The following is a 13,612-nucleotide window of genomic DNA, read 5'->3' on the forward strand; positions in this document are numbered from 1 at the left end:
CAATCAGTTAACTCACCGGCGCGGCTTATTAGGACAAACTAAAAAACGTTTTAGACAAAATAAGGAACCGGCTTGAAATACAGTCAATTCCATTGCAAATATACTACAAAATTAAATTGAAAGTTCCCCATAGAGTAGTCGATATTACTCGTAGATTAAGCGTTAAGTATGAAAGTCGAATTAGCCGTAGAGCCGCTGGGATCGTGGATTGATACCAACGGCAAACCTCTGATCATCGCTGGCCCATGCAGTGCCGAGACCGAAGATCAGTTAGTGGAAACTGCTCGCCAGCTGAAAGCACTGGACGCGGTTCACGTTATTCGCGCGGGTGTGTGGAAGCCCCGCACTCGTCCGGGTAGCTTTGAGGGTATGGGCGAAGCCGCTCTTCCCTGGATTCAACGCGCTAAAGCCGAAACAGGCTTGCCATTTGCCGTTGAAGTAGCTACTCCTGAGCACATCGAACTGGCTCTGAAATATGGTGTTGATATCCTATGGGTTGGTGCTCGTACCACTGTTAACCCATTCAACGTACAGGAAATTGCGGATGCGCTACGTGGTGTTGACGTACCTGTTCTGGTGAAAAACCCTGTAAATCCAGATCTAGCCCTTTGGGTAGGTGCATTTGAGCGCCTTGCTGGAGCGGGTATCTCGAAATTGGGCGCTATTCACCGTGGGTTTGCAACGGGTGAAGCGAGCAAGTATCGTAACGTACCAATGTGGCAAATGGCTATTGAGCTGAAGTCGATCTTCCCTCAGTTGCCAATCATCGGCGATCCGAGCCACATGGCAGGCAAACGGGCTTATCTGAACGAATTAGCGCAGATGGCTATGGATTTGAACTACGATGGTTTGATTGTTGAATCGCATATCGATCCAGATAAAGCATGGAGTGATGCTGCACAACAGTTAACTCCTACGGCTTTCGGTGAAATGCTCGATCATCTGCAAATTCGTCAGGTGGAGTCGCAAAATCTGGAATTCCAGAGTTTCACGGAGCAATCGCGTCGTAGCATCGATAACGTAGACCGGCAGATTGTTGAGATGCTGGCAGCCCGGATGGCTCTTGTTGAGCGTCTGGCTGAGTACAAGCGCGATAACAACGTAACCTTGTTCCAGCCTGAGCGTTGGAAAGAGATTCTGAAAACACGTACCGAATTAGGCCAAAAACTGGGCTTATACCCTGAGTTAGTGGAAGAAATCTACAAGATTATCCACATGGAGTCGATTCGGAAGCAAACGGAAATTATCCACAGCGCAGCACAAAGCGCTTAGTTTCGGTTAGCCTACTAGATAAAAAGGGTAAAATTGGTATGACAGGGTTCGCCTTGTCATACCAATTTTACCCTTTTTGCGTAATCTCTGGGTTCATCATTTGAACCTACGTATTAAGGTGGCGTTGTTGTAACCGGCAAAACACCCTAGGCCACCCTCGATGTTGCTTGGAATAATTACTGGCTCGGCAAACGGATTACCACGTGAACGTCGCTGACGAATCACAGCTTCCTGGTAACGGTAATAGGACTGATCGACACTCAAGAGATTAACCGTGACTGAAGCGGTATTATATTGATTGTAAAAGGTTGCCTGCTGATTAATTATGGAAGAAGAGCTAGGTGTTAGGAAAGCTCTTCCAGAATAGATCGTATCACCGTCTATTCCTACATCCGTAAATAAGCCCCGGTTGTCATCGTCGAACGAAAGACTAGTGTATTTGCTCTCGCGAATGTTGGTCGCTGTTGTGTATCGGAAAATACCGGCAACCTGATAGGCATTTGTTTGTCCGACAGGATCTTTCCAGAGCACGCGGATATAATACCGCTTGGGTTGTGTACGCGATTGCTCGATCAATGAATCAAATTTAACAACCGACGGAGCAACAGCTTCCGGAATGGTACAGGTGCTTGTGGCTTTCTGGCCATTCGCCGTTACGACCATAAGTTTATACGTCCGCCCTGCTATAATTGGTAATAGCTTAGCGCTTATACTATAGGCAGAATCAGCTGAAGGACGGACCTTATAATAAGGTAATACAACCGAGCGATCACCTTCTGAAAGCGTAACGGTGGCATTCGGAACAATAATACCGGGTTGTAGCAAGCTGATACTATCGCCCACTACGGTATTCGAGCGGCTTACTCTAATTGCCAGCAGCGTATCCTGTGGGCATAAAAAACCACTGACTACCAGCTTCGCTGATTCTGCTCCTAATTGACCTGGATCAACTTCATTCCGTAAACCAGTGCAGCCAGTAAGCAACATAAGCTTAGCCACAAAAACAAGTAGGGCGAAGCGCAGATGAGTTTTTTGTACGAGTTGCATCAGAACTTAAAGTTATAGCTAACCGCTGGTACAACGGGAAAAACAGAGTACCGAAACAAAGCTGTTCGGGCGGGCTGGGTAGCCGTTGCTTCTACGGATTCAAGCCGATAGAAAAACGGGTTTCGCCGATCGTAGAGGTTATAAACGCTGAATTCCCAGGTTCGCTCGTGGTGTTTCTTCTGCTTATGAAACTGAACCCCGACATCAAAACGATGATAGGGTTCGGCACAGAAGCTGTTTTTCTGGGTGCCATAATCATCGGCGGTGCGTGGGTTATTGAAATACGTTTGTACAATACCAGGCGAGCCGCCATACACCAGTGTATTCCCTGCTCGATAGGTATCAAAACGACCAACAGGAACCGTTAGCGCATTACCCGTGCCGTAAACCCAAACAGCCGACAGCGTGATTTTCTTGTTCAGTTCGTAAACGCCCACGAGCGAAACGTCGTGTCGCCGATCGTAACGAGGGTAGTAGGGTTGCCCACCATTGAGTTCTGCAAATTGCCATTGGGTCCAGGAGAGTGTATAACCCGCCCAGCCAGAGAACTGGCCTATCTTCTTTTGTAAGAGAACTTCGGCCCCATACGACCAGCCTCGGCCTGCGGTTACATTGTCTTCCCAGCGTACGTTATTAGCCGAAGAGGGATCGTTTAACAATAGAAAACTAGCTCCCTCTTTATAATTAATGATGTTGTTCATCGACTTATAGTATCCTTCAACAGTTAGAGCCAGCCCTTTGGCGAACGCCCCCCCGGTCGTAAAGTCTTTGGCAATTCCTATCGCAACCTGCTGCGATTGTTGTGGTTTAACCCGGTCGGTACTCGGTACCCACAAATCGGTAGGGAGACCGATGCCTGTATTGGATAGCAGATGCACATATTGGTTCATAATGGCATAAGATGCCTTAAGGGATAGGTCGGGTTTGAGCGTATAGGCTGCCGAGAGTCGAGGTTCAGGTTTAAAATAGTTTACGTCGGCCTGATGAAAGTAGCTCAGACGCAGACCAGCGTTCAGGCGTAGTCGATTGGAGGGGCGCCAGGTATCTTCGGCGTAAATCCCTGATTCGAGGACATCAATAGTATTGACATTGTCAACCGCCTGGCTTATGCCTGCATTTTGCAATACGATGGCACTTGGCGTAAACCGATGATAGGTATTCTGCAAACCCACTTTTACGGAGTGCTGCGGAGTTGGGTAGTAGTCAACATCGTATTTCAGCGTAAAATCCCGAATGCCGGAATTATACAGAAGCGAATAGGTGTCTGTAGATAATGTGCTTTTCTCTACCGCCGAAATCTGGAATTTATAGTTGCTAAAAATTAATGACAGATTGGCGAACAGTTTCTGGTTGAAAAGGTGGTTCCAGCGTAAGGTGGCGGTTGCATTGCCCCAGCCTAACCCAGTATCATTGTTTTGCGTGTTGTCGTGGGCATAAAATTTATCCCGCCCAAAGTAGCCGCTTAGATAAATCTTATTCGTTGGGCTGAAATCATAGTTGGCTTTGGCATTCAGATCGTAGAAATAATAGCCCGCTTGGGTTTGGCCTTTGGTCTGGGCATTAATAAGCGGAGCCGCTATAATATCAAGATACGTTCGTCGACCTGATACCAGAAATGACCCCTTTTTATTTTTAGTGAGTGGGCCTTCGAGGGTTAACCGAGACGCAATCAGCCCAATGCCTCCTTCGCCGTGAAGTTTCTCTCGGTTTCCATCTTTCATATTCAGATCAATAACCGATGAGAGACGACCACCATATCGGGCTGGAAAACCTCCTTTTATTAACTCAACGCTTTTAATGGCATCGCCATTGAACACCGAAAAGAAGCCAAATAAATGGCTGGCGTTATACACGACAGCGTCATCCAGAATAATAAGATTCTGATCTGGTCCGCCCCCTCGAACGTAAATACCCGTTTGGCCTTCTGAGCCTTTTTGAACCCCAGGCATTAGTTGCAAAACCTTCAATACATCTTTTTCGCCCAGAAAAGCAGGTATTTTTTTGATCTGCGCTACCGGAATATCAATGGTACTCATCCGGACACTTTCGCTCACTTTCTCGCCCGATGTCTCAGCTTTTACTTCCACCTCCGACAAGGCCCGACCGGGTGTTAGTGAGACATTCTGTGTCTGATTGGCCCGCAGACTAAGCGAATACCCTACTGTTTCGTAGCCAACAAAGGAGTAGGCGAGTCGAACACTATCCCGAGCGGGTAGGGTTAACGAGTAAAAACCGTATGTGTTGGTAGTTGTCCCAATGGTAGTGCCGGGTAGATAGACATTTACACCAATCAGTGCTTCCTGGCTTCCTGTTTCGCGCACATAACCACTTATAGTAAATTTTCCTGATATTGTTTGGGCAATTAATGGCCTGATTAATAAGAAGAAAAATAGAGCACTCCAGTAAACATATTTCTGCATAAAGGGGGATGGTCGTACTATTCTGGGTTGGGAATATATATAAAGACGCCACCCTAATAAACGGTCATCTTTTTAAGTCAATAGTTTATACGAAAAGAATTATATCAGGAAACGAACAAGCAGCGTATTCATTGCTCAGTTTCTGAGCCATATCAAAACAAAACGACTGATTATAAGGTACTATATCGAGTGCAGTGCATTATGCTTAAGGCCTGAATAGATATGCTTCAATTCGATAAACTTTCGCTCAATATACCCGATACCGGAAAACCTCGTGTAATCATTATCGGAGGTGGTTTCGGAGGAATGAATCTGGCTAAAGCCTTGCGCAAGACAGATGTACAAGTCGTGCTGTTCGATAAACAAAACTACAACGGTTTCTGGCCATTATTATATCAGGTCGCTACGGCTGGTCTGGAGCCAGATGCCATTGCCGAGCCGTTTCGTAAAATGTTCGACGGTTTCGATGATTTTCATTATCGGATGGTTCGCGTCAATAAAATTGACCCTGCCACAAAAACCGTCACCACGCTGATTGGTGATTTGCATTACGATTTTTTGGTCATTGCCAGCGGTTCGAAATCGAACTATTTCGGTAATGAACAGATAAAGAAATATGCTTTCCCGCTGAAAACAATTCCCGAAGCGCTCAATGTGCGAAGCCAGTTTTTGCAATGCTTCGAACAGGCCAGCGTTACTACCGATTTCGCCGAACGTGAGAGTTTACTCACGTTCGTGATTGCCGGGGCCGGTCCTACGGGTGTCGAAATGGCTGGTTCGTTGGCTGAGATGCGAAAGCATGTTTTGCCAAGCGATTATCCAGGACTGGATTTCAGCCAGATGAGTATTTATGTGGTTGAAGGGCTGGGCAAAGTATTGCCGCCCATGTCGGATGAGGCCGGAAAGAAAGCACAGCAATACCTCGAAGACCTTGGAGTTATCGTGAAGCTCAATACAATGGTCGAGTCCTATGATGGCGAGACGGTAACGTTCAAAGGGGGCGAACAGATCAAAACCCAAACATTGGTATGGGGAGCCGGTGTAACGGGAGCACTCATTGATGGCATTCCAGCTGAGTCGACAGAGAAGGGACGCATTCTGGTCGATCCAATTAATCGGGTACAGGGCCTGACCGATGTATTTGCCATTGGCGACATTGCCTTTATGAAGCTGGACGATTATCCCAAAGGGCATCCTGGCGTGGCTCAACCAGCCATTCAGCAAGGCAAACACTTAGCCAAGAACCTACAGAAAATCTTAAAAAATGAGCCCACGACTCCCTTCGAATATTTCGATAAAGGTTCGTTGGCGATTGTGGGACGAAGCCGTGCCGTTGCTGATTTGCCCGGTAAGATTCATTTGGGTGGTTTTATTGCCTGGATGGCCTGGCTGTTCGTGCACATCTGGTACCTGGTCGGTTTCAGGAGTAAGCTAATCGTGTTTAGCAACTGGGTATACCGACTCTTTACCTACGAGCGCGGCACACGCATTATCATTCGCCCGTTCGTGCGAAAAGACGATAAAGTAGGACAGGAAATGGTAGAACAGAACGAGCAGGCTTAAAGGCAGTTTATAATGTACCCATGTGCTTCAGCCCGTGTATGTATTGTTTCTAGTCAATACATACACGGGCTGAAGCACATGGGTACAACCTATTTACAGCTTACTCAGCGGATAATTGAAGCCGAACAGATATTTGTACTGTAACGAATAGAAGTGGTGTGTGGCAAGCCCCTGATGGTCGGCCCCAAGCTTGGTATTCGTGTAATCTACCCAGGCGCCCTGCAGGTCGGTTTGTATGAAAAAGTACTTGAAGATATCAAGTTTAAAGCCTCCGCTCAGGGCGGCTACCATGCCATGATAGTGGAAGTAGCCATCATCATTGTTGCCTAATACACTGGAAATCGTGTATGAAATCAGCGGACCAGTACCCACTTTACCGATGGCGCTTAATTGGAAGGCTTTGGAATGCCAGAGTTTTTGTCGTTTCACCAGATTGAGCATCAGGTAATTGTTGCCGTTGGTGTGTTGCAAATGCACGAAATCGGGCGTTACAAGGGTGTCTTTGTCAATCTGATGGCCTCTAATCTGCCCCTTTACGTGAATGACCTGGTTGTCGGTAACGATATACTTAAGGTGGTCCCAACTGATCTCGATGCCTAAATCCCGTTTATCGTTGAAAAAATAACCCAGATTCATGTCATATTGCGGGATCGTCAGCGCGTTGAGTTTGTAAAAACTCTCCATATCAGGCCGATCGTGGGCTTTGGCATCAATGAACGTAAAGTCGTAATTATCTGTGGTAGTATTGCGAAAGTGGATCGTGCTTTTGGTGTACCAATCACGATTATAGCCCCAGGTGAAATACAAACTACCGCGCTGTTTACCCAGCTTGATTGAATTCTCAGGAAACGACTGTTGAGCTAAAACAGGATATAAAAAACAGTATAATAGACTCGTAAGGAGTAAAGATTTACGGTTCATACAATACACAGCAAGTGACGGTGGTGAAATGGTAAGCAGGAAACAAATGATACATAAAGCGTATTTTGCCTATTTGAGTTCCGCACCAACTGTATACAGATATCCCCCAATGTATATACCTAGTTGGTGTATTCATTGGGGGATAAATCGATCTACTTACCAGCCAGGACGACCGTACCCGTAGTTACCATTGTAAGGGCGTGGGGGGCGGGGTGGTGGGCCAGCAGGACGACGGTATCCATAATGACGGCCGTAATTGGGTCTGCTATAGTAAGTTGAGGTGCAGCTAGAAACAGATGTTATCATCATTACTGCGATTAAGAATCCGAGCAATCTTGAAGTTTTCATAACTATTAACCTGTTTTTATGGAATTCATAGGTTAGATAAATGGAACACTCAAAGGATTAACCAGGGTAATTAAGCTTCGGTTAAAATTTTAGATCATGCGTCGGTCTGAAACGTTTGGCCCAAATTCGCGTTCCATTAGTATCACTTTCCTGATTACACCATGCGCTGTATCAACCTTCGCACTGCCCTGCTGGCGAGTGCTTGCCTGACAGTTCTGGCTGGTTCATCGCCAGCCCAAACCACATCCGATACCACTAAAGGCGGCCCACTCGACCTGGGTAAGATGTGGACGTTCGACAATCCACCGTCGGCCTATTTTCAGAAAACGTATAACTTCACTGCCGACGAAAAATGGTTTGATGAAACCCGTCTGGCTTCGCTCCGGTTTGCCGATTACTGCTCCGCTTCGTTTGTGTCGGCGAATGGTCTGGTGATGACCAATCATCACTGTGCTCGCGAATCGGGAACGGGCGTGACTCGTAAAGGTGAAGATCTGAACGCTACAGGCTTTTTTGCCAAAACAGCAGCTGAAGAGCGAAAAGTAAACGGGCTGTTCGTCGATCAGTTGGTTAAGATCGAAGACATTACGAAGCGTATCCAGGAAGCTATGACGGGTGCGGCATCTCAATCAGAACAGGCGCAACTACAGGCGCGTGAGGAGGCATTTACCGCCGTGAAACAGGAATATGGACAGAAGGAAGGCTGGAAAGGGCTGGAATTACAAACCATTACGTTTTATAACGGTGGGCGCTATTCCATTTATGGCTTCAAACGGTATACCGATGTGCGGCTAGTGTTTATGCCTGAGTTGCAGCTTGGCTTTTTCGGAGGAGATTACGACAATTTTACCTATCCTCGCTATGCGCTTGATTGCTCGTTCTTCCGCGTATATGATAACGGGAAACCGCTACAAACGACCCATTTTTTTAAGTTTAATCCGAATGGCGTTCGGGATGGAGAACCCATTTTCGTGATTGGCAATCCTGGCCACACGGAACGCCTTAAGACCGTGGCGGAACTTGAGTTTGATCGTGATTTACAGACTCCTGCGACGATTCAGTTGCTCAAAAATCGATCTGCTGCGTTGCAAGCCTATAATGCAACCGCTAAAAACGACAGTATCCTGAACGAAATCTTTAGCTACGAAAATAGTCTGAAAGCGTACGGTGGACAATTGGAGGGGCTGCGGGACGCCAGTTTGATGGCGCGTAAAGCCGTTTTTGAAAATCAATTCAAGGCGGCTGCCAAAGCCAAGAATCTTCCTGCCAGCCAATTGAGTACCTGGGATGAAATTGCAGCCAGCACCGCCCAGCTACGGGCTATTTTTAAAGACGCGAATTACCTCGCCCCCAGCGAGCGGACAATGGGTGAACTGATGACGTTTGCCAACGTGGCCACGCAGTTTAGTGAATTGTTAGCTTCACGACCACAGGACGCCGAGCGAGCTCGTTCGTTGATGGTTTCGCCAGAGGTAACCGATATGGGATTGGAGGAGGCTTATCTGGTAGCTCACCTTACGGAAGCGCAGGCCGCTCTCGGTAACGACGACCCTTATGTAAAAGCAGCACTAACCGGGCCTGACGGCAAAAGACGAAGCCCGAAAGAAGCGGCAGCTTATCTTATCAAAAATACGAAGCTAACCGATCCGGCTTTTCTAAAAGAATTATCTACGCGGCCCAATGCGGCCAGTTCGTCAAATGATCCCATGCTGAAGTTGGCTCAAATAGGCTTTCCGCGTTATCTGGCTGCGGCTCGGCAAGCCCGCCAACTTACACAGCGACAGGAGGTTTTACGAGGCCAGTTGGGGCGTATGCTCTATGATGTGTATGGTACAGCAGTGCCACCCGATGCCACATTTTCGCTCCGAATTAATGATGGTGTTGTGCAATCATATAACTACAACGGTACAAAAGCACCCATTCTGACCACGTTTGCTGGGTTATATGATCGTAATTATTCGTTCGCCAATAAAGCGCCCTGGGATTTACCGGCTCGCTGGAAAAACCCACCGATGGAATTACTGAAGCAGCCCATGTGCTTTATTTCTACAAACGACATTATTGGCGGTAACTCCGGCAGTCCAATGATCAACAAGAATCGAGAGGCTGTAGGGCTAGCTTTCGACGGTAATATGGAGAGCCTGCCTGGTGAGTTTATCTTCGTGCCCGACTTAAACCGAACGATTTCGGTCCATACAGGTGGCATCATTGCTGCTATGCGATATATTTACAAAGCTGATCGCCTGATAAACGAACTGGTTGGGCCACCCGCTAAGCCCGTTTCGGTGAAGAAATAAAGGTTTTCAGTTTATAGTATTCGGTTTATGGTGGCTGACGCGTCAGCTAGCTATACATGCACCAGCCACCATAAACCGAATACTATAAACCAATTAATTACCAACCAATACACCCACCCAAGCCAATGACTAAATCTGAAATTCCAGTGATGCCTCAGTTTTTCGACCGGTATATCAATATCGCCGATAATGTATTCATCATGGATGCCCTCACCCAATATGCATCATTTGAAACGCTGATGCCAGTCTACAAACTCGAAGCACTTGGCGATCTACGCTATGCGCCCGAAAAATGGATGGTAAAAGATATTTTGCAGCACGTGATTGATACCGAGCGGATTATGTCGTACCGGGCTTTGCGATTTGCTCGAAATGATCAGACTAGTTTGCCGGGTTATGATGAGGAGCTGTTTGCCAAAAATGCCTACGCTACGCGCCGAACCATTCCCGATTTATACGCCGAATATGCTGACGTCAGGCAGTCGACCATTGCACTCTACAAAAGCTTTGACAATGAAATGCTGTTACGCAGCGGCATTTGTTTCCACCAGACCATTTCGGTACTGGCCCTTGGCTTTGTGATTGTGGGTCATGCCCGCCATCATGCCAATATTATCCGAGAACGCTATTTACCACTTCTAAACAAACTATGATCAAACAAACTTTCCTCTTTATCGCCATGACGGCGCAGGTTGTGTGCGCCCAGACAAAATCAAAAATAACGGCTACTGATCTCACACGAATTAAACTGGTTGGCGGTATTGAATTGGCTCCCGATGGGCAACGGGCCGTTTACACGCTGACAACTATTGAGCCTAACCCGGATCAGAAAGAAGAATACGACTACAAAACGCATATTTACCTAACAGGACTGAAGCCCGGTGATACCAAAGCCTTGACTCGCGGCCCCGAATCGGCCCGGCAGGCTACCTGGTCGCCGGATGGAAAGTGGATCGCATTTGCCCGGACAGTAAAAGCAAAGAGTCAGATCTTCATCATGTCGCTGGATGGGGGCGAAGCCTGGCAGTTGACGAACAGTACCTATGGTGCTTCTAACCCGATTTGGTCCCCTGATGGGAAACGAATTGCGTTTACGGGTGGCGTCACTATGGCGCAGATGCTGACCGATTCGTTGCTAAATCCAGCAAAAGGCGGGCCGTCGTGGTCGCTGGAAAAACCGGGTTTTACTAACAACAACTTTATTAAGGTCGATAAGAAGGTAAAGGCTAATCCAGATGGTTCACTGGCCGAAATTCGCGCTTACCTGAACAAAGATGTTGAGGATAAAAAGGCCAAAGTAATCACCCGACTCAATTTTCAGGGTGAAGCCACGACCGAGCCAGATATTACGTTCTCGCATTTATACGTAATTGATGTGGTTGAAGGCGCAACTCCCAAACCATTAACGCGGGGTTATGCTTCTTACGTTGCGGCTAACTGGTTACCTAACGGACAGGGTTTGTTAGCGGTATCAGATCGTGATTCACTCAAGCATCCGGATCGGGAACAGGACAATGCTATCTTCTTTATTGCAGCAGATGGTTCTGGTAAAAAAACGCTGGTCTTGGGCGAAGAAGGCAAAAGCTATGGCGCACCAGAAATCTCAGCCGATGGTAAGCAATTGGCATTTCTGGTTAGCCCGTCCGAAGGAGTTAATTTTTCGCAGATCGGTTTAGCCGCACTCAACGGAGCAACAGCGTCGGGTATTCAACTTGTCACCTTCGATCGGGCCGCTGGAAATCTGGTTTGGACGACTATCTCTGGCTCCGCAAAGGGTAAAAAAGCCGCTACGAGCGAGGTTATCTACTTTACAGCTTCCTCGAACGGCGGTGCGCCCTTATATAGGCTTGACCCGGCCACTCGTCAGGTAACCCAACTAACCGATTTTGAAACGGGTGTTACAGGATTTGATATCGTAGGCAATCGGGTTGTTCTGGCCAGAACTGAAGTCGCGAACCCATCGGAATTGTATGTGACGGACGAAACGGCTAAAGCGCAAACGAAACTAAGTAATCATAACGATTGGGTGGCGCAACGGCAGCTAAGTTTCCCACAAAAGCGCACCTATAAAAATTCGCTCGGCCAAACGGTGGATTACTGGATCATGAAACCTACCGTTTTCGAGGCCAATAAAAAATACCCGCTATTGCTCAATATGCACGGTGGCCCAACGGCTATGTGGGGTCCCGGTGAGCAGTCGATGTGGCACGAGTTCCAGTACATGTGTGCACAAGGCTATGGCATTGTGTATGCAAACCCACGTGGGTCGGGAGGCTATGGCATCAATTTCCAGCGAGCCAATATTAAAGATTGGGGTACTGGTCCAGCTGAGGATGTACTAGCCGCCGAAAGCGATGCCGCTAAGGAGGCCTGGGTTGATACGAGTCGGCAGGTGATTACGGGCGGTTCGTATGCAGGTTACCTCACCGCCTGGATTGTTGGCCACGATAACCGATTTAAGGCTGCTTTTGCGCAACGGGGTGTATATGACCTAACCACGTTTCTGGGCGAAGGCAATGCCTGGCGTCTCATTCCGAACTACTTCGCTTACCCCTGGTCGGCGGATGCCAAGGTGTTGGAGACTAATTCCCCATACACGTTCGTGCAGAATATCAAAACTCCCTTGTTGATCAAGCACGGCGAAAATGATCTTCGAACGGGGCCTATTCAGAGCGAAATGATGTATAAGAGCCTCAAAATATTGGGTCGCCCCGTTGAATATGTACGGATGCCGGGTGCTACACATGAATTGAGCCGGACGGGTAATGTTCGTCAGCGAATTGACCGGATACTACGCATTTATGAATTCTTCGAACGATATATCGGTCCCGGTTCGCAGTTGGTGAAATAGATGTAGTGTTAAGTAGCGCGGGAGGAAACCCGCGCCTGATGAGTCTCACATTAGAACTCCAGGCGCGGGTTTCCTCCCGCGCTACTTTTTAAATGAACCGTAAACTAAAGGAGAATGAGGCTCAATTCTTTATTTCAATAAGTTTATGGCGATCATTAACCTGCTCAAACCATGACTAGTCGCTACCTGTTTTTTTGCTTGCTTTTTTTGACAACCGCCAGCTTCGCGCAAATCGCAAATGATAATACGCTGAAAGCGCAGATCGACGGAAAAGAGTTTACAACGCAGCCGCGTCGGATTAAGATTGGCACCTTCTGGTGGATAACTGCCAATACCGTAAAGCCCGACAAATCGCTCCGGATCTGGTTAGGTCGCTTTGATAAAAATGATGTGCTTGAGCCAGGTACTTATCTGGTTGTCGATGCCGATAAACCGGACACCAAGGAGAACAAGAAGAAATATGAGGATATGGGCAAATACAAAGGTATTGCCGTGATCAAATACGTCGAAGAAACCAGAGAGCCTCGTATGGAGTACCACGTCGGGAAATCAAAGAATGCCGACGAGACCATACAGGTTAAAATGGGTTCAGATGGTTTTCTGGAAGCCACCTTTGCGAGTACCCTAGAAGGTAGCTACTGGAAAGAAAAAGCGTCTGCCACCGTTTTTGGCGGTATGGGACGCCTAATGAATAAAGTGCAGGATAAAGCTATTACCAAAGCGTCGGGTTACGATTCGGATATCGATCCCGAAGGAAACGGCTATAAAAAGCAGGAGAAAGTGGACCAGATCGTTATTACGAATGGCACATTCAGACTGAAATTAAACTAAACCTGATTTGCCCTATACAGGTAACCAGGACATACATTCCATCGATAATTCGATCATTTTGT

Annotated in this window: 9 protein-coding genes; 6 read left to right on the forward strand and 3 right to left on the reverse strand. The window is 47.3% G+C overall.

The window, feature by feature from the left end; genetic code table 11:
- The first annotated feature begins 168 nt into the window (after positions 1–168).
- Positions 169–1,272, forward strand: coding sequence for a chorismate mutase (locus tag H3H32_RS32390; protein ID WP_182459860.1), 1,104 nt, complete (start codon positions 169–171; stop codon positions 1,270–1,272).
- 96 nt (positions 1,273–1,368) lie between these two features.
- Here H3H32_RS32390 and H3H32_RS32395 read toward each other — a convergent pair whose 3' ends face one another.
- Positions 1,369–2,319, reverse strand: a complete 951-nt coding sequence (locus tag H3H32_RS32395) for a DUF4249 domain-containing protein (protein ID WP_182459861.1) — start codon at positions 2,317–2,319, stop codon at positions 1,369–1,371.
- A complete protein-coding gene (locus H3H32_RS32400) occupies positions 2,319–4,739 on the reverse strand; it encodes a TonB-dependent receptor (protein ID WP_182459862.1) in 2,421 nt (806 codons plus the stop codon). The genes H3H32_RS32395 and H3H32_RS32400 overlap by 1 nt, the downstream gene beginning before the upstream one ends.
- 222 nt (positions 4,740–4,961) lie before the next feature.
- On the opposite strand from H3H32_RS32400, the gene H3H32_RS32405 reads away from it, so the two are divergent.
- The gene (locus tag H3H32_RS32405) at positions 4,962–6,302 is read left to right on the forward strand and encodes an NAD(P)/FAD-dependent oxidoreductase (protein ID WP_182459863.1); all 1,341 of its coding nucleotides are present in this window, start codon (positions 4,962–4,964) and stop codon (positions 6,300–6,302) included.
- 93 nt (positions 6,303–6,395) lie between these two features.
- On the opposite strand, the gene H3H32_RS32410 is transcribed toward H3H32_RS32405, so the two are convergent.
- Positions 6,396–7,223: a hypothetical protein gene (locus H3H32_RS32410; RefSeq protein WP_240543562.1), complete on the reverse strand. Its 828-nt coding sequence runs from the start codon at positions 7,221–7,223 to the stop codon at positions 6,396–6,398.
- 509 nt (positions 7,224–7,732) lie between these two features.
- Here H3H32_RS32410 and H3H32_RS32415 point away from each other — a divergent pair.
- From H3H32_RS32415 to H3H32_RS32430, 4 genes are all read left to right on the forward strand, one after another.
- A complete protein-coding gene (locus tag H3H32_RS32415) occupies positions 7,733–9,868 on the forward strand; it encodes a S46 family peptidase (protein ID WP_182459864.1) in 2,136 nt (711 codons plus the stop codon).
- A 125-nt stretch (positions 9,869–9,993) separates the two neighbouring features.
- Positions 9,994–10,521 carry a DinB family protein gene (locus tag H3H32_RS32420; RefSeq protein WP_182459865.1) on the forward strand — a complete coding sequence of 176 codons (528 nt, stop codon included), beginning with the start codon at positions 9,994–9,996 and terminating at the stop codon, positions 10,519–10,521.
- Positions 10,518–12,719 (forward strand): S9 family peptidase, encoded by a 2,202-nt coding sequence (locus tag H3H32_RS32425; RefSeq protein WP_182459866.1) that lies wholly within the window; start codon positions 10,518–10,520, stop codon positions 12,717–12,719. Before H3H32_RS32420 ends, H3H32_RS32425 begins: the two co-directional genes overlap by 4 nt.
- Positions 12,720–12,890: 171 nt before the next feature.
- Complete coding sequence (locus H3H32_RS32430; RefSeq protein ID WP_182459867.1) at positions 12,891–13,550, forward strand: hypothetical protein; 660 nt, start codon at positions 12,891–12,893, stop codon at positions 13,548–13,550.
- Positions 13,551–13,612: the final 62 nt, after the last annotated feature.

Origin of the sequence: Spirosoma foliorum, from assembly GCF_014117325.1 — a bacterium.
GTDB classification, from domain to species: domain Bacteria; phylum Bacteroidota; class Bacteroidia; order Cytophagales; family Spirosomataceae; genus Spirosoma; species Spirosoma foliorum.

Excerpts from the sequence above, each read along its gene's own strand:
- H3H32_RS32405 (WP_182459863.1), top strand. The coding sequence starts at position 4,962 with ATGCTTCAATTCGATAAACTTTCGCTCAATATACCCGATACCGGAAAA.
- H3H32_RS32395 (WP_182459861.1), bottom strand. The coding sequence starts at position 2,319 with ATGCAACTCGTACAAAAAACTCATCTGCGCTTCGCCCTACTTGTTTTT.
- H3H32_RS32400 (WP_182459862.1), bottom strand. The coding sequence starts at position 4,739 with ATGCAGAAATATGTTTACTGGAGTGCTCTATTTTTCTTCTTATTAATC.
- H3H32_RS32415 (WP_182459864.1), top strand. The coding sequence starts at position 7,733 with ATGCGCTGTATCAACCTTCGCACTGCCCTGCTGGCGAGTGCTTGCCTG.
- H3H32_RS32390 (WP_182459860.1), top strand. The coding sequence starts at position 169 with ATGAAAGTCGAATTAGCCGTAGAGCCGCTGGGATCGTGGATTGATACC.
- H3H32_RS32430 (WP_182459867.1), top strand. The coding sequence starts at position 12,891 with ATGACTAGTCGCTACCTGTTTTTTTGCTTGCTTTTTTTGACAACCGCC.
- H3H32_RS32425 (WP_182459866.1), top strand. The coding sequence starts at position 10,518 with ATGATCAAACAAACTTTCCTCTTTATCGCCATGACGGCGCAGGTTGTG.
- H3H32_RS32420 (WP_182459865.1), top strand. The coding sequence starts at position 9,994 with ATGACTAAATCTGAAATTCCAGTGATGCCTCAGTTTTTCGACCGGTAT.
- H3H32_RS32410 (WP_240543562.1), bottom strand. The coding sequence starts at position 7,223 with ATGAACCGTAAATCTTTACTCCTTACGAGTCTATTATACTGTTTTTTA.